The sequence below is a fragment of the Burkholderia cepacia ATCC 25416 genome (assembly GCF_001411495.1).
Lineage (GTDB): Bacteria > Pseudomonadota > Gammaproteobacteria > Burkholderiales > Burkholderiaceae > Burkholderia > Burkholderia cepacia.
In genome coordinates this window covers 194,552-210,777 of the sequence record NZ_CP012983.1, presented here as the reverse complement: position 1 = coordinate 210,777, position 16,226 = coordinate 194,552, and the positions used below count along the sequence as shown (strand labels likewise).

At 65.5% G+C, this 16,226-nt stretch carries 11 protein-coding genes and 1 pseudogene; 8 read left to right on the top strand and 4 right to left on the bottom strand.

Going from position 1 to position 16,226, the window contains the following annotated elements:
- The first annotated feature begins 84 nt into the window (after positions 1-84).
- On the top strand, positions 85-1,383 hold the full coding sequence (locus tag APZ15_RS33290; protein ID WP_027792205.1) for an adenylosuccinate synthase: 1,299 nt from the start codon (positions 85-87) through the stop codon (positions 1,381-1,383).
- 298 nt (positions 1,384-1,681) lie between these two features.
- On the top strand, positions 1,682-2,623 hold the full coding sequence (locus APZ15_RS33280) for a LysR family transcriptional regulator (protein WP_027792207.1): 942 nt from the start codon (positions 1,682-1,684) through the stop codon (positions 2,621-2,623).
- 210 nt (positions 2,624-2,833) lie between these two features.
- Here APZ15_RS33280 and APZ15_RS33275 read toward each other — a convergent pair whose 3' ends face one another.
- Complete coding sequence (locus tag APZ15_RS33275) at positions 2,834-3,802, bottom strand: AraC family transcriptional regulator (RefSeq protein ID WP_027792208.1); 969 nt, start codon at positions 3,800-3,802, stop codon at positions 2,834-2,836.
- Between the two features lie 595 nt (positions 3,803-4,397).
- On the opposite strand from APZ15_RS33275, the gene APZ15_RS33270 reads away from it, so the two are divergent.
- The 4 genes from APZ15_RS33270 to APZ15_RS33255 all read left to right on the top strand — a co-directional run bounded on the left by APZ15_RS33270 (position 4,398) and on the right by APZ15_RS33255 (position 11,510).
- Positions 4,398-5,282, top strand: a complete 885-nt coding sequence (locus APZ15_RS33270) for a LysR family transcriptional regulator (RefSeq protein ID WP_027792209.1) — start codon at positions 4,398-4,400, stop codon at positions 5,280-5,282.
- 229 nt (positions 5,283-5,511) lie between these two features.
- A complete protein-coding gene (locus tag APZ15_RS33265) occupies positions 5,512-6,768 on the top strand; it encodes an efflux RND transporter periplasmic adaptor subunit (protein WP_027792210.1) in 1,257 nt (418 codons plus the stop codon).
- Positions 6,769-6,783: 15 nt separating this feature from the next.
- Positions 6,784-9,975, top strand: a complete 3,192-nt coding sequence (locus APZ15_RS33260; protein WP_027792211.1) for an efflux RND transporter permease subunit — start codon at positions 6,784-6,786, stop codon at positions 9,973-9,975.
- Positions 9,976-9,977: 2 nt separating this feature from the next.
- A complete protein-coding gene (locus APZ15_RS33255; protein ID WP_027792212.1) occupies positions 9,978-11,510 on the top strand; it encodes an efflux transporter outer membrane subunit in 1,533 nt (510 codons plus the stop codon).
- Positions 11,511-11,643: 133 nt separating this feature from the next.
- Here the strand turns inward: APZ15_RS33255 and APZ15_RS33250 are convergent, their stop codons facing one another.
- From APZ15_RS33250 to APZ15_RS33240, 3 genes are all read right to left on the bottom strand, one after another.
- Positions 11,644-12,357, bottom strand: coding sequence for a dienelactone hydrolase family protein (locus APZ15_RS33250; RefSeq protein ID WP_027792213.1), 714 nt, complete (start codon positions 12,355-12,357; stop codon positions 11,644-11,646).
- A 313-nt stretch (positions 12,358-12,670) separates the two neighbouring features.
- A complete protein-coding gene (locus tag APZ15_RS33245) occupies positions 12,671-12,982 on the bottom strand; it encodes a DUF4148 domain-containing protein (RefSeq protein ID WP_027792214.1) in 312 nt (103 codons plus the stop codon).
- Positions 12,983-13,304: 322 nt separating this feature from the next.
- The gene (locus APZ15_RS33240) at positions 13,305-14,270 is read right to left on the bottom strand and encodes a GlxA family transcriptional regulator (protein WP_027792215.1); all 966 of its coding nucleotides are present in this window, start codon (positions 14,268-14,270) and stop codon (positions 13,305-13,307) included.
- Positions 14,271-14,484: 214 nt separating this feature from the next.
- On the opposite strand from APZ15_RS33240, the gene APZ15_RS33235 reads away from it, so the two are divergent.
- Positions 14,485-15,126: an HD domain-containing protein gene (locus APZ15_RS33235; RefSeq protein WP_027792216.1), complete on the top strand. Its 642-nt coding sequence runs from the start codon at positions 14,485-14,487 to the stop codon at positions 15,124-15,126.
- Positions 15,127-15,760: 634 nt separating this feature from the next.
- Positions 15,761-15,961: pseudogene (locus APZ15_RS42430) on the top strand (DUF1289 domain-containing protein).
- Positions 15,962-16,226 lie beyond the last annotated feature (265 nt).

Below are 16,226 nucleotides of genomic sequence, written 5' to 3'. Positions count from 1 at the left end.
GGGTGCTCAAGCTTCGCCAATATGGCACACAAACGGCCGGCTCGGCCGAACGATTGTCTGAATTTCTCACATGGAGTGCGGAGCATGCCGAACGTGGTGGTCGTGGGCGCCCAATGGGGCGACGAAGGTAAGGGACGCGTCGTGGACTGGCTGGCGGCACAGGCCGATCTCGTCGCGCGCTACAACGGCGGCCACAACGCGGGTCATACGCTGGTCGTCGGCGGCAAGACATACAAGCTCGCGCTCCTGCCGAGCGGCATCGTGCGCGGCAAGCGCGGCGTGATCGGCAACGGCGTGGCGCTCGATCCGGAAGCCTTGCTCGCGGAAATCGCGCGGATGGCCGAACTCGGGCTGTCGGTGACGCCGGACAACCTGTCGATCGCCGAGAACGCGACGCTGGTGCTGCCGATCCACCGCGCGATCGACCGGGCTCAGGAGCGTCTGCGCCGCGAGCCCATCGGCACCACGCTGCGCGGGATCGGGCCGGCCTACGAGGACAAGGTCGGGCGTCGCGGGCTGCGCGTCGGCGATCTCGCGGAACCGGGCCGGCTTGCCGCCAAACTGGATGTGCTCGTCGACCATCACAACGCGTGGTTCCGCGGCCTGGGGCTCGACGAGCATTCGCGCGATGCGATGCTGGCAACGCTCGCCGACCTCGCGCCGCGAATCCTGCCGTTCGTCCGCCCCGTCTGGGCCGATCTCAACGACGCAACCGACCGTGGCGAGCGCATCCTGTTCGAGGGGTCTCAAGCCGTGATGCTGGATATCGACTGGGGCACGTATCCGTTCGTGACGTCGTCCGGAACCGTTGCATCGGCGGCGGCGGCCGGCACGGGGCTCGGCGCGTCGAAGCTCGGCCACGTGCTGGGCGTCACCAAGGCGTATGCGACACGGGTCGGCGGCGGCCCGTTCCTCACCGAGCTGTCCGACGCGACTGGCGAAACGCTGCGCGCGCGCGGGCAGGAGTTCGGCGTGAATACCGGCCGGCCGCGCCGCTGCGGATGGCTCGATGCCGCGCAGTTGCGTCAGGCGGTCAGGATTTCGGGCATCGATTCGCTGGCGCTCACCAAGCTCGACGTGCTCGACGGTTTCGAGTCGATCGAGCTGTGCGTCGGCTACGAACTCGATGGCGTGCGGGTCGATCATCTGCCTGCAAGCCTCGATGCGCAGTCGCGTGCGAAACCCGTGTACGAGCGGTTCGACGGCTGGCGCGGCACTGTGAAAGGGGTACGCGAACGCGCGGCGTTGCCGCGCGCTGCGCAGGATTTCATCGCGCGCGTCGAAGCGGTCGCGGGCGCACCGGTATCGATGATCACGACCGGCGCGGAGCGCGACGACACGATCGTGTTGCGCAATCCGTTCGATGCGGCCGCCACGGCCTGATCCGTCATACATGACGTGAATCGTGCGGCGACACCGTGGTCGCCGGGTAGTTTTTGCCGATTCGGCGCGGTTAGCTTGCCGGCGCGTCCGGACGTCATGCACACGAACCGGACGACGCGTGCATGGCGGCTCGGCGACACGATTCGGCATCCGGATCATGCCGCGTACGGCGAACTGGACACGTCTGCACCGCTGCTGTACTGTTCCGCACAATTCGCGCCAGACCGGCCCGCGCCGGAACCGCCGGCACCATGGCCGCACGGTGGCGCGACGTGATCTCAATCCCGGGGACAGGTCGATGGACACGTTACAGATGATGCGCATTTTCGTCCGGGTTGCGGAGGAGGGCAGCTTCACGAGCGCGGCCCAGCGCCTGGACATCACGACGGCCTATGCATCGCGGTCGGTCGCGCAGCTCGAGACGCATCTGCGCACGCGCCTGCTCAACCGCAGCACGCGCCGCATCGCACTGACCGATGCCGGGCAGCGTTATCTCGACCGTTGCCAGCGCATCCTCGGCTATATCGACGAAGCGGAAGCCGAGGCGGCCGATGCACAGGCGAAGCCGTCCGGGCGGCTGCACGTTCATGCGACGACGAGCTTCGGCCAGGCCTACGTGGTGCCCGCCGTCGTGCGTTACCGGCAGCGTTATCCGTCGGTCGCGGTCGAGCTCACGCTGTCGCAGCACGTGCCCGACATCATCGACGAAGGCTACGACGTGTCGCTGCAGTTGAGTGCGACGGAGCTTCCCGATTCGGGGCTCGTGTCGCAGCGGCTCGGCGAGGTGCACAGCGTGCTGTGCGCGTCGCCCGCGTATCTGAAGGAGCGCGGTACGCCGCGTACGGTGCGCGAGCTCGACGGCCACGCGTGCCTGCAGATCGTCACGCCCGTATTTCCGCGCGATCGCTGGCATCTCGACGGCCCCGACGGCCCCGAGACGTTCGACCTGCCGTTGCCAGATTTCCAGGTGAACATCGCCGATGCGCTCGGCGCCGCATTGCGCGCCGGCCTCGGCATCGGTTCGCTGCCGATGTCGTCGGCACTGCCCGCGCTTGCGAGCGGCGCGCTGGTGCGCGTGCTGCCCGACTACCGCTTGCAGAAGCTGACCGTCTACACGCTGTACGCATCGCGCCAGTATCTCGATGCGAAAATCCGCACGTTCGTCGATTTTCTGCGTGAATGCGTACCCGAAATGCTGTCCACCGACGAGGCTGCGCTGAACGCTTCCTGCACGTCCTGAAGTCGCGCCATCGGCGCGCGAGGATGACGCTGCGCGTCAATCGAACCAATAATATGCAGTCCTGTATTTGAGCCGGGTATCGAATTCATCTGCACGACCGGCTCGACCAAGGATGCGCGGGCAACCGGCCGGCCTTTGTGAAAGTGCTTGCTTTCGATATCGAACATCGTTGGTTCGGTGCATGGGTGCCGCGCACGTGACGTGCGTGGCCTACGGCGCGACGCGGGATAGCGGCACCGTCTGGTCGCGCAGCTTCACGACATCGCGGCCCGGCGCATCGCCGAAGAGGCGTGCGTATTCGCGGCTGAACTGCGACGCGCTCACATAGCCGACACTGCGGCACGCCTGCTGCGCATCCATTGCCGACAGGCACATCAGGCGGCGCGCCTCCTGCAGCCGCAGCATCTTCTGGCATTGCAACGGGCTCATCGACGTGACCGCGCGGAAGTGGTGATGGAACGTCGACGGGCTCATGTCCACCTGTCGCGCGAGTGATTCGACCGTCATCGGATCGAGGTAGTGGTCGCGGATCCAGGCGACCGCACGCGAGATGCGCTGTGTCGTCGAGTCGACCTGACCGACCTGCGCGACGCGCGCACCCGACGGGCCGCGCAGCAGCCGGATGAGGATTTCGTCGACGATCAGCGGCGCGAGCAGGTCGATGTCGTCGGGTTGTGCGATCAGTTGCATCAGCCGCGCGATGGCGTCGATGATTTCGGGTGGCGCATCGTGCGTGTCGAGTGCGCCGCAGTCGACGGCCTTCGGCAGCCCGCGCGGAAACACGCGTGGTGTGAGCGCCGCGATGCGGGCCGGGTCGAGTTCCAGTTGTGCGTAAAGAAACGGCTCAGCCAGGCTCGCGCGCGTCACGCGGCCGGTGGCGGGCAAGTCGGCAGTCGTAACCAGCATCCGCGATTCGTCGATCACGTAGGCGGCGTCGCCGACCCGTGTCGATTTCGCGCCTTGTCCGACGATGCTCAGGCACGCGTGGTGCACGCCATGGTTCCAGTGTGGCGGCGACGCGGACACGCGTGCGATGCGCAAGCCACGCACCGGGAGCTCGAACGTGCCGTCGTGCGGTGCATAGGCGGCGATCAGCGCAGCGAGCCGGGCTGTGGGCGACTGAGGGTCGTGATCAGGTGTGGTGCGCTGTAGCGGCGTCGTTCGGGCGTCGATTTCCATATTGCGTGAGCGGATGACCGAGGGGGCGGTGCAAGGTGCGCGACTGCGATTCCCCGTCGGTGTCTCGGCAGGTGGCTGGCGTGGCGGTCACATCGTACGGCGAGTCGCGCGCACGTGATTGCCTAAATCTGTTGGAAATCAGCCCAATCATCCGGATCTGCACGGCCGGCGGCCGTATTGCCCGTCGTTGCGCAGTGTGCAGCGCACAAATTCGGAAATTAAGGCAAAACAATCGCAGGATCAGGCAAGCCAATTTCCGGCGGTTTTCATACCATTGCACCTGCTGAAAGAAACGTGTTCCAGTGCGCTCGGGTGATGCAGGTATGAGCGTCGCCAGGCCGACGGATGCCGCCGGCGTTGCCGCTGTGAATCGCTGCAAGAGACTCAGGACTGCTATTCGAATATTCGTGCATCGGGCCAGCCGAGGCCGGCTTGCGTCCGTTGCATGCCGGTGCGCGTCCGGCGCGAGCGCACCGACCGATCCGGCGTGGCCGGCGTCGGTGCCGCCGCATTGGCCGGGCCGTCCCATGTCGGTCGGGACGTGGCAGCGGGTGTGCGCGTCCAGGCGGCCGACCGCGCAGGGGAATCCGGACAAATGGACCAACTTCAATCGATTCGGGCATTCGTGACGGTGGCAAGGGAAGGCGGTTTTCGCCGGGCGGCGACGCGGCTGCGCGTGTCGACGGCGATGGCGAGCCGGCTGGTCGATGCGCTCGAGACGCGCCTTGGTGCACGCCTGCTTCAACGCAGCACCTGCCACCAGTCGCTGACGGAAATCGGCGAGTTGTATCTCACGCGCGTCGAACGGATTCTCGGGGCGATCGACGAGATCGACGGTCGTTTCGTCGCGATGGGCAGCAAGCCGGAAGGCGCGCTGCGCATTGCCGCGCCGGTCGCGTTCGGGCTCAGCCAGTTGAGCGCGTTGCTCGATCGTTTCGTGAGCCGGTTCCCGGACGTGCGGCCGACCGTGACGCTGACCGACGCACATGTCGATCTGACATCCGAAGACATCGACGTTGCGTTCCTGACCGACGGCATGCCGGTGACAGGTGCGCACGCGTTGCACACGCTGGCCTCTTACGAATCCGTGCGCGTCGCGGCACCGGGTTATGTCGCCGCACACGGCGGCGCGGCTGCGTCGGGCGACTGGCCCGATCTTGCGGCCGTGCGGCTCGATCTGCCGGCCGCCGGTGGCGACGATGCGGCTGCGTTCCGGCCCGACGCGACGCCCGGCGGCAGTCAGGGAGTCGGCCATCTCGAGATGGCACGGCGGCTGGCCGTGGCCGGCATGGGCGCCGCAGTGCTGCCCGCGTATCTCGTCGACGCCGATCTGGCGGACGGTGCGCTGGTGCGCGTTGCACCGGTTCACTCGCTTGCGCCCGTCACGCTGAAGCTCGCGCATGCGCGTACCGCGCATCTGCCGGCCGCTGCACGGGCATTCATCGAATTCGCCGGCACCGCGTTCCGGCCCGCGAGTTAGCGGCCCGGTTGGTCGCCGCGGCAACGCCCGCCCGCCAGTGCCGGGCTCATGACGCTTTTTCCACGGAAGCAGTTCGACGAACGAACGCTCCGCAGGGCGCAACGAACGCCCGACATACGCGACCGCATCCGCGGCAAACAGGACGCGACAGCATTCCGGCCGCGCGTGCAGGTTACGAGGAGATCTGGTGATTCCAATTGAAGGTCGTCTATTTGCGAGAGGTCGCTCCATGCGCGTCGAACGGGTTCCATACCGCTTAATCACTGCCGCAACGGCCGCCGTTTTCCTGGCCGCGTGCGGGAAAAAAGAATCGGCACCGCCGCCGCAAACGCCGGAAGTCGGCGTCGTCACCGTCCAGCCGCAAGCCGTACCGGTCTTCACCGACCTGCCGGGCCGCACCAGCGCGTTCCTCGTCGCGCAGGTCCGCGCGCGGGTCGACGGCATCGTGCTGCGCCGTGAATTCACCGAAGGCACCGACGTCAAGGCCGGTCAGCGCCTCTACAAGATCGACCCGGCGCCTTACATCGCCGCGCTGAACAGCGCGAAGGCAACGCTCGCGAAGGCGCAGGCGAACCTCGTCACGCAGAACGCGCTGGTCGCACGCTACAAGGTGCTGGTGGCCGCGAACGCGGTCAGCAAGCAGGACTACGACAACGCGGTGGCCACGCAAGGCCAGGCCGCGGCGGACGTCGCGGCCGGCAAGGCGGCGGTCGATACCGCGCAGATCAACCTCGGCTATACCGATGTCGTGTCGCCGATCACCGGCCGCGTCGGCATCTCGCAGGTGACGCCGGGCGCATACGTGCAGGCGAGCCAGGCGACGCTGATGTCGACGGTGCAGCAGCTCGACCCGGTGTATGTGGACCTCACGCAATCGAGCCTCGAAGGGCTGAAGCTGCGTCAGGACGTACAGAGCGGGCGCCTGAAGACGTCCGGCCCGGGCGCGGCGAAGGTGTCGCTGATCCTGGAAGACGGCAAGACCTATTCGGAGCCGGGCAAGCTGCAGTTCTCGGACGTGACGGTCGACCAGACCACCGGCTCGGTGACGATCCGCGCGGTCTTCCCGAACCCGGGCAAGGTGCTGCTGCCGGGCATGTTCGTGCGTGCACGGATCGAGGAAGGCGTGAACGAGAACGCGTTCCTGGTGCCGCAGATCGGCGTCACGCATGACCAGAAGGGTCAGGCGATCGCGATGGTGGTGAACGCCAGCAACAAGGTCGAGCCGCGTCCGCTGAAGACGACGGGCATGCAGGGCCCGAACTGGGTGGTCGAAGGTGGTCTGCAAGCGGGTGATCACGTGATCGTGCAGGGCGCCGACAAGGTGCGCCCGGGGGCGACCGTGAAGACCGTCGCGGCGCAGCTCGCACCGGCGCCGGACGCCGCGTCCGGCACACCGGCAAGCGCCGCGAATGCGTCCGGCGCCGCGCCGGCAAGCACCGTCGCCAATGCTGCCGCGAGTTCGACCGCTGCGTCGTCCGCGCAATAACAAGGAGTCCGTTTCATGGCCAAGTTTTTTATCGATCGCCCGATCTTCGCGTGGGTGATCGCGATCGTGCTGATGCTGGCCGGCGTCGCATCGATCTTCAAGATGCCGATCGCGCAGTATCCGACGATCGCACCGCCGACGATCCAGATCCAGGCGAACTATCCGGGCGCTTCCGCGAAGACGGTGGAAGACACGGTGACGCAGGTGATCGAACAGCAGATGAGCGGTCTCGACAACTTCCTGTACATGTCGTCGACCAGTGACGACTCGGGCAACGCGACGATCACGCTGACCTTCTCGCCGGGCACGAATCCGGACGTCGCGCAGGTGCAGGTGCAGAACAAGCTGTCGCTCGCGACACCGAACCTGCCGCAGGTCGTGCAGCAACTCGGCATGCAGGTCACGAAGTCGAGCAGCAACTGGCTGATGTGGTTCGCGTTCAACTCCGAGGACGGCAGCATGTCGAAGGAGGACCTGACGAACTATGTGGCGTCGCACGTGCTCGATCCGCTCAGCCGCGTAAACGGCGTCGGCCAGACGCTGCTGCTCGGTTCGCAGTTCTCGATGCGCATCTGGCTCGATCCCGTCAAGCTGACCAACTACAGCCTCACGCCGACCGACGTGTCGGCGGCGATCACGCAGCAGAACGTGCAGATCGCTGGCGGCCAGATCGGCGGCACGCCGGCGAAGCCGGGCACGATGCTGCAGGCGACGATCACCGAATCGACGCTGCTGCGCACCCCCGAGCAGTTCGGCAACATCCTGCTGAAGGTCAACCAGGATGGTTCGCAGGTCCGCCTGAAGGACGTCGGCCGCGCGGCGCTCGGCTCGGAGAACTACACGTTCGACACGAAGTACATGGGGCAGCCGACGGCCGGCCTCGGCATTCAGCTCGCGACGGGCGCGAATGCGCTCGCGACCGCGACGGCGCTGCGGGCCAAGGTCCAGGAGCTGTCGAAGTACTTCCCGCACGGCCTCGTCGTCCACTATCCGTACGACACGACGCCGTTCGTGCGCCTGTCGATCGAGGAAGTGGTCAAGACGCTGCTCGAAGGCATCGTGCTCGTGTTCCTCGTGATGTACCTGTTCCTGCAGAACCTGCGGGCAACGATCATCCCGACGATCGCGGTGCCGGTCGTGCTGCTCGGCACTTTCGCGATCATGGGCCTCGCCGGCTTCTCGATCAACACGCTGTCGATGTTCGGCCTCGTGCTCGCGATCGGCCTGCTGGTCGACGATGCGATCGTGGTGGTGGAGAACGTCGAGCGCGTGATGGCGGAGGAGGGCCTGTCGCCGAAGGAGGCGACCCGCAAGGCGATGGGCCAGATCACCGGCGCACTCGTCGGCGTGGCGCTGGTGCTGTCGGCGGTGTTCGTGCCGGTGGCGTTCTCGGGCGGTTCGGTCGGCGCAATTTATCGCCAGTTCTCGCTGACGATCGTGTCGGCGATGGTGCTGTCGGTGCTCGTCGCGTTGATCCTGACGCCGGCACTGTGCGCGACGATCCTCAAGCCGATTCCGCAAGGGCATCACGAAGAGAAGAAGGGCTTCTTCGGCTGGTTCAACCGTACCTTCGACCGCAGCCGCGATCGTTATACGGGCGGCGTGAACCACGTGATCCGGCGCTCGGGGCGCTGGCTCGTGATCTACCTGGCCGTGTTCATCGCGGTCGGCGTGATGTTCGTGCGCCTGCCGAAGTCGTTCCTGCCGGATGAAGACCAGGGCTACATGTTCATGATCGTGCAGACGCCGTCCGGTTCCACGCAGGAAACGACCGGCAAGACGCTCGACAACATCAACACGTACCTGACCACGACCGAGAAGGATGTGGTCGACTCGGTGTTCACGGTCAACGGCTTCAGCTTCGCGGGCCGCGGCCAGAACGCGGGCCTCGTGTTCGTGAAGCTGAAACCGTACGAGCATCGCCAGCGCTCAGACCAGAAGGTGCAGGCGCTGATCGGCCGGACCTTCGCGCACTACTCGCAGTACAAGGACGCGATGGTGATCCCGTTCAACCCGCCGTCGATTCCCGAACTCGGTACGGCGGCCGGCTTCGACTTCGAGCTGACGGACAACGCCGGTCTCGGCCACGAGGCGCTGATGGCCGCGCGCGGCCAGTTGCTCGGAATGGCCGCGAAGGATCCCACGCTGGCGCTCGTGCGCCCGAACGGCCTGAACGATACGCCGCAGTACACGGTCGACATCGACCGCGAGAAGGCGAACGCGCTCGGCGTGACGGCTGCGGCGATCGACCAGACGTTCTCGATCGCGTGGGCGTCGCAGTACGTGAACAACTTCCTGGATACGGATGGCCGGATCAAGAAGGTGTACGTGCAGGCGGACGCGCCGTTCCGGATGACCCCGGAAGACATGAACATCTGGTACGTGCGCAACAGCACCGGTGGCATGGTGCCGTTCAGCGCGTTCTCGACCGGCCACTGGAGCTATGGGTCGCCGAAGCTCGAACGCTACAACGGCGTATCGTCGATCGAGATCCAGGGGCAGGCTGCCGAGGGCAAGTCGACCGGCCAGGCGATGGCCGCGATGGAAGCGCTCGCGAGCAAGCTGCCGGAAGGTATCGGCTACTCGTGGACCGGCCTGTCGTTCCAGGAAATCCAGTCCGGCTCGCAGGCGCCGATCCTGTACGCGATCTCGATCCTTGTCGTGTTCCTGTGTCTGGCGGCACTGTATGAAAGCTGGTCGATCCCGTTCTCGGTGATCATGGTGGTGCCGCTCGGCGTGGTCGGCGCGCTGCTCGCGACGATGCTGCGCGGCCTCGAGAACGACGTGTTCTTCCAGGTCGGCCTGCTGACTACCGTGGGCCTGTCCGCGAAGAACGCGATCCTGATCGTGGAGTTCGCGCGCGAGTTGCAGGCGAACGAGAACATGGGGCCGGTGCGCGCGGCGATCGAGGCGGCACGCTTGCGGCTGCGTCCGATCCTGATGACGTCGCTCGCATTCATGCTCGGCGTGCTGCCCCTTGCGATCAGCAACGGCGCGGGCTCGGCGAGCCAGCATGCAATCGGCACGGGCGTGATCGGCGGGATGATCACGGCGACGTTCCTCGCGATCTTCATGATCCCGATGTTCTTCGTGCGGGTTCGCGCGATCTTCAGCGGCGAGACGGAGAACGTCGACGATGCCTGGCGTCTCGTGCAGGGCGACCTGCAGCGCAGTCACGGCGACGCACACGATTCGAAGGGGCAGTAACGATGCAAAAACATGCTTTGACTGCAAGTGCGGTCGCGATGGCTGCCGCGTTGTTCGCTGCGGGCTGCACGATGGCGCCGCATTACAAGCGGCCCGACGCACCCGTCGCGCAGGCGTACCCGGCCGGCGGCGTCTACGCGACGCAGCCGGGTGCGGCCGGCGGGCGCAGCGCGAACGGCCAGGCGGCGACCGCCATCGGCTGGCGCGAATTCTTCGTCGATCCGCGCCTGCAGCGGCTGATCGAGATCGCGCTGAAAAACAACCGCGACCTGCGCGTGTCGGTGCTGAACATCGAGGCGGCGCGCGCGCAGTACCAGATCACGCGCGCGGAGCTGTTCCCGACGCTCGACGGCACGGGCACGGGCAGTGTCCAGCGCATTCCGCAGGGCTTGTCGACGACCAATGCGCCGCTGATCTCGCGCAATTACAACGTCGGGCTGTCCGCGTCGTGGGAACTCGACCTGTTCGGCCGCGTGCAGAGCCTGAAGGACCAGGCGCTCGCGCAGTACCTGTCGACGTCGTATGCACGGCAGGCATTCGAGATCTCGCTGGTGTCGCAGGTGGCCGATCAATACCTGACGCTGTTGTCGACCGATGACCTGCTGAAGGTCACGGAGGACACGCTGAAGTCCGCTCAGGCGCAGTACGACCTGACGAAGCTGCAGTTCGACAACGGCACGGGCTCCGAGCTCGAGCTGCGTCAGGCGCAGACGGTGGTCGAGCAGGCGCTGTCGAACCAGCAGGCGCAGGCGCGTGCGCGTGCGCAGGCACTGAACATGCTGGTGCAACTGATCGGCGAGCCGCTTCCGGACGACCTGCCGGCAGGCATGCCGCTCGACGCGCAGAACCTGCTGACGGACGTGCCGGCCGGGTTGCCGTCGGATCTGCTGACGCGTCGTCCGGACGTGATGCAGGCCGAGCAGACGCTGCTGGCCGCGAATGCGAACATCGGCGCGGCGCGCGCGGCGTTCTTCCCGCGCATCTCGCTGACGGCGGCGTTCGGTACCGCGAGCCCGACGCTCGGCGGCCTGTTCAAGGCCGGCACGGCGGCATGGTCGTTTGCGCCGAGTATTGCGCTGCCGATCTTCGAGGGCGGTTCGAACATCGCCAATCTCGATCTCGCGCACGTGCAGAAACGCATCGAGATCGCGAACTACGAGAAGGCGATCCAGTCGGCATTCCGCGAAGTGTCGGACGGGCTGGCCGCACGCGGTACGTACGACCAGCAGATCGCGGCGCTCGAGCGCAACGAGCACGCGCAGCAGCGACGTTTCGACCTGTCGGACCTGCGTTACAAGAACGGCGTCGACAGCTACCTGTCGGTGCTGACCGCGCAGACGGATCTGTACTCGGCACAGCAGACGCTGATCAACGCACGTCTGGCGCGCTGGACGAACCTCGTCGACCTGTACCGCGCACTGGGCGGCGGGTGGATTCAGCGGGCAGGCGAGACGCCGCGCGCGCCGGATGCGCCGGTCGACTACGACAAGGCGTCCGCTCCGGCGCCTGCGTCGTCGGCGGCGACGAACGGCTAAGTGAAAGGCGGGGCAGGAGCGGGAAACTGCTTCTGCCTGCCGAACCGGCGAGAAGCAAAAGCGAAAACGCCACGGACGAAAGTCCGTGGCGTTTTCTTATTGCTCGGCTGCTCACATCCGAAGCGATGTTGCGCTACGCCTGCTTTGTCCAAAGCGTGCGGCCGAAGAACGTCAGCGTGCGATCCCATGCCATTTGCGACCACACGGGATCGAACTGCGTGCCGGCGATACGGCCGGGGCCGACGGCCGTTTCGTTCGCGAACGCATGATGCGCGAGATAGCGATGGAATTCGAAACCGACCTTCGCGTCGGTCAGCTTCTTCTCGAGCGCATCGACCTGGTCGATCGCGAAGAACGCATCCTGCGTGCCCCAGTGGCCCATCAGCGGCACCTTGAGCTTCGCCGGATCGAGGTAGTCGAGCGGCGGGAAACCGTACCACGTGACGCCCGCGTCCGCGTCGGCGAACTGCAGCGACAGCAGCGTGAGTGCGCCGCCCATGCAGTAACCCGTTACCGCGACACGCGACGCAAGCGTCTTCAGATAGGTCACGGCGCCCGGAATGTCCTGCGAGGCCGCGTCGCCGAAATCGAGCCCGGTCATCAGGTGATGCGCTTCTTCTTCCTCGACCGTCGACTTGCCGCGATACAGGTCGGGCACGAGCGCGAAGTAGCCGCAGCGCGCGAGGCGATCCGCGACGCCGCGGATCTGGTCGTTCAGCCCCCACCATTCCTGGATGACGACGACCGCGGGCGCGCCTTCGATTTTTGCCGGCGTGGCGAGATAGCCCTGCAGTTCCTGGCCGTCTGGGCGTCGAAACGTGATCATGGAACCGGATGTTTGAGACATGAAACCGCTCCTTTTCGAAAAATGCGATGAGTGCGGCATCGGGGCCGGCCTGCGGCGCGGCGACGATCGGGCAAGCCGGGCGTCGTGGTTTCCGCTCGCGTTCGTTTCGGCCGGCGCCGACCACGCGGCCATTCTATGCGCAAACACAGGCTGCCTGCGTGAACGGCACGGCGTTCGCAAGACCGCGTGCGATGGGGGGCGATTCGTTCCCGGAACGGATGACCGAAAAGCAACACCCCGCCCCGTTTGAACGGGAGCGGGGTGTCGTGCGGTGTGCCGCGCGTGTCGGAATATGCCGGCGCGTGACGGGCGCTTACTGGCCGAAATACACGGAGTCGCGGCCGTCCTGCTTGACCGCGATCGCGCGGCCGGCACGCACACCAGCGGCGGCTTGCGCGCCGTAGCCGGCTTCATCGGCGTTCGTCACGCGGGCCTGTGCGGTCTGCAGCGCGCGCGGGTAATACTGATCGGAGACTTCGGGCTTGTAGCCGGCCTGTTCGAGCTGGACGAGTTCCGCGCGCACCTGGGCACGCGTCAGTTGGCCCGACGGATTCGACTGTGCGAATGCGCCGTACGAGGCGGACAGGGCGGTTGCGGCGACGACAGCGTAGATGAACGACTTCATGACGACCTCCGGTTTCATTGATTTCGCGCTTCGCTTGTTGCGTTCAGCGGTTGATTGCATCGTAGCGATCGCGTTACCGGTCGGAAATACGCGTTCCAGCGAATAATTATTGCAACTGGGTAAACGATCTGAACGGGCGAGTATTTCGTCTGACGATTGCGGGCTTGTCCGGCGCTTGATCTGGACCAGGGGCGAGGCCGTCAATGGAGCGATGTCGTCGATCGGCAAGTGGCCGGACAACGATGAATAAATCGTATTCCGAAGTGTTCGAGTGGGGCTGACGACATCATCGTTCGTGTCGTATCGCCTGCGTACCGCCGCGTCACTCGGCCAGGACTGCCTGCCGTTTCCGGTATTCGGCAGGTGTGATGCCGACGTGCCGGGTGAAAGACCGCCTGAGCGTATCGACGTTCGCGAAGCCGCATTTCGCGGCGACCTGTTTCGGCGTGTCGTGGCCGTTCTCGAGCAGGTGGCGGGCTGCCGAAATCCGGGTCGCCTCGACCCATGCGGCAGGCGTCATGCCGACTTCCGCGCGGAACAGCCGAGCGAAGTGGCGCGGGCTCATGCCTGCATGCTTCGCCATCTCCGCCACCGAGTGCTTGAGTTCCGGATTGGCCGCGATCCAGCGCTGGACCTCCTGCAGTACCGAACGCCCGGCGGGGCGCGCCTCGCCCTTGCGGCTGAACTGGAGTTGCCCGCCCGGTCGCTTGAAGAACATGACCAGTTGCGCGGCGACGCGCCGCGCGATCTCGCGGCCGAGATCTTCCTCGACCAGCGCGAGCGCGAGATCGAGCCCGGCCGTCACGCCGGCGCCGGTGCGCAGCTTGCCGTCGCGCACGTACAGTGCGTCCGCGTCGACGGCGAGCGACGGATAGGCTTCGGCAAGCGCGTCCGCGGCAGCCCAGTGCGTGGTCAGGTGACGCCCTTTCAGCAGGCCGGTGGCCGCGAGAATGAACGCGCCGGTGCAGATCGAGCCGTAGCGCTTGCTCTGCACGGCCGCCGCTCGCAGCCACGCGAGCACGTCGGTGCGCAGTGCGATCCGGCCGGCACTCGGCGCGCCGGCGACCAGCAGCGTGTCGATGCGCTCGGGAATGTCGGGAACGATCCAGTCGGGCAGCAGCTGCGCGCCGGACGAACTGCGGATCGGGCCGGACTCGCCGGCAATGATCCGCAACGTATAGAACGGTTTCCCGCATTCGGCGTTCGCTTGCGCGAAGACGTCGAGCGGTGCGGAGACATCGAGCAGTTGAACGCCCGGAACGGCGAAGATTCCCACGACCTTCGGCATGATCGATTGCGTGTTGTTTCGAACGTGACGGGTAGCAGTATAGAGGGGCCGGCGATGCACGGAGCGCGCGGCGGAGCCTGTTTCCGACGTTCTTCTTGCCGTGCGGGCACCGTGTCCGTCTGTCGCGCAAAATGGCAGGATTTGACGTAATGCGTCTATTGGAGACAGCTATCGGGATCCGGAGAATCAAGGGTGTTTTCAATGGAGATCGATCATGACTGAGAACGTTGCAGGCATCACCATTCCCGATAGCCAACTGACGCGCGAGATCACCGAACTCGTTCGCGATACCGCGTCGCCGTTGCTGTTCCATCATTCCAGCCGCGTCTTCTATTTCGCTGCGCTCGCGGGCCAGCGGCGCGGTCTGAAATACGATCCCGAGTTGCTCTACTGCGGCTGCATGTTCCATGACATGGGGCTCACGCACAAACACAGCAGCGCGTGCGAGCGGTTCGAGGTGGACGGCGCCAACGCCGCCCGCGATTTCCTGAAGGGCAAGGGCATCTCGCAGCAGGATATCGATGTGGTATGGACTTCGATCGCACTGCATACCACGCCGGGTATCCCGCAGCACATGCATCCGGTGATCGCGCTCGTGACCGCGGGTGTCGAGATGGATGTGCTGGGCCTGAAATATCCGGAATACAGCGACGTCGAACGCGAGGCCGTCGTCCGTGCGCATCCGCGTACGCCGCACTTCAAGGAAGACATCATCCAGGCGTTCTACGACGGGATCAGGCACAAGCCCGACACGACATTCGGCAACGTGAAGGCCGACGTGCTCGGCGACAAGGATCCGCATTTCCACGCCGGCAACTTCTGCAGCGTGATCCGGTCGTCCGCGTGGGCGGGCTGATTGTTCGCGGTATGGCGTACGACCTCTGCTGCTGAACGGAGATCGTGCGCGCCACGCGAATCGCGATTCGCATATTATTCAGGAGTGCGATTATGTTGGGCCGGTCGAACGATCGAAAACTGATCGGAGCAAACGGCGCGCCGGTCGAAGATGACGTCAACATCCAGACGATCGGCCCGCACGGCCCCGCGCCGTCGCAGGACGTCTGGCTGATCGCGAAGAGATTCCGGAGCAGCGCACGCGTGCGAATGATGCCGGTGCGTACGGCGTGTGCTGTGGCGCATGGCATTAGCCGATACACAATGGCGAAAACCTTCACGGCAATCGGCAGGCGGTTGCATGTTTTCCGACGTTCACCGGTGTACTTGGTGCGGCCGACTTTGTTGGACAGCACCACGCGTTGGATCTTCGGGGAGAGTCGCAGAACATCCTCCACGACAAGGCGGCAACTGTGCGAAGGCCGGATCGACATATGGCGTGGACATTACGGCGACATGGGTGCGGCTTGCGGTGTCGTCGAAGCAAGCCGGGCGGTACGGCGACGCGGCATCGCTGCATCACCAGCGGAAAGGTAGCCGTGTATGGGGGCGTGATTCGTTGCGCTGCCGGATTTTCGACCCATACGAGTGTTTCGATGGCGCCCAAACCTCACTACATATCCGACAGCCCCGGTGTCGGTGTGTGCTCGACACTGTTCGACGATGCCTGCAAGGGGAGGCCGAATGGCCGACGAGGTCTCGCACTGGGTGTTCATGACCGACGACGAGAAACGTGCGATATGGGAACGCATCCGGCGCGAGGCGCTGCGATGTGTTTCCGTCGTGACGAACGGTGAGTTGCCGGGAGCGGCGTTCCCAGTGCCGGGGACGGGGGCCGCGCTTGACGAAGTCTCCGTGTCCTTGGCGAACCTCTCGGCCTTGTCAGGAAGAATGGGCGGCGGATTGGGAGCGGATGAAATCAGTAAAGATGTTGTTACGTGACAACCACGTGATATTTCCCCGACTTTATATACTGAACAAGTGCCTTCCATCACCCTGGCGAATCTTTGATTCGCCCCCCAGTAACGCGCCTCCAGGCAGGTGGGTCATGCTTGCCCCCGC

What these genes read in the sequence shown, in the direction of transcription:
- APZ15_RS33290 (WP_027792205.1), top strand. Translation starts at nt 85, where the DNA reads ATGCCGAACGTGGTGGTCGTGGGCGCCCAATGGGGCGACGAAGGTAAG.
- APZ15_RS33280 (WP_027792207.1), top strand. Translation starts at nt 1,682, where the DNA reads ATGGACACGTTACAGATGATGCGCATTTTCGTCCGGGTTGCGGAGGAG.
- APZ15_RS33275 (WP_027792208.1), bottom strand. Translation starts at nt 3,802, where the DNA reads ATGGAAATCGACGCCCGAACGACGCCGCTACAGCGCACCACACCTGAT.
- APZ15_RS33270 (WP_027792209.1), top strand. Translation starts at nt 4,398, where the DNA reads ATGGACCAACTTCAATCGATTCGGGCATTCGTGACGGTGGCAAGGGAA.
- APZ15_RS33265 (WP_027792210.1), top strand. Translation starts at nt 5,512, where the DNA reads ATGCGCGTCGAACGGGTTCCATACCGCTTAATCACTGCCGCAACGGCC.
- APZ15_RS33260 (WP_027792211.1), top strand. Translation starts at nt 6,784, where the DNA reads ATGGCCAAGTTTTTTATCGATCGCCCGATCTTCGCGTGGGTGATCGCG.
- APZ15_RS33255 (WP_027792212.1), top strand. Translation starts at nt 9,978, where the DNA reads ATGCAAAAACATGCTTTGACTGCAAGTGCGGTCGCGATGGCTGCCGCG.
- APZ15_RS33250 (WP_027792213.1), bottom strand. Translation starts at nt 12,357, where the DNA reads ATGTCTCAAACATCCGGTTCCATGATCACGTTTCGACGCCCAGACGGC.
- APZ15_RS33245 (WP_027792214.1), bottom strand. Translation starts at nt 12,982, where the DNA reads ATGAAGTCGTTCATCTACGCTGTCGTCGCCGCAACCGCCCTGTCCGCC.
- APZ15_RS33240 (WP_027792215.1), bottom strand. Translation starts at nt 14,270, where the DNA reads ATGCCGAAGGTCGTGGGAATCTTCGCCGTTCCGGGCGTTCAACTGCTC.
- APZ15_RS33235 (WP_027792216.1), top strand. Translation starts at nt 14,485, where the DNA reads ATGACTGAGAACGTTGCAGGCATCACCATTCCCGATAGCCAACTGACG.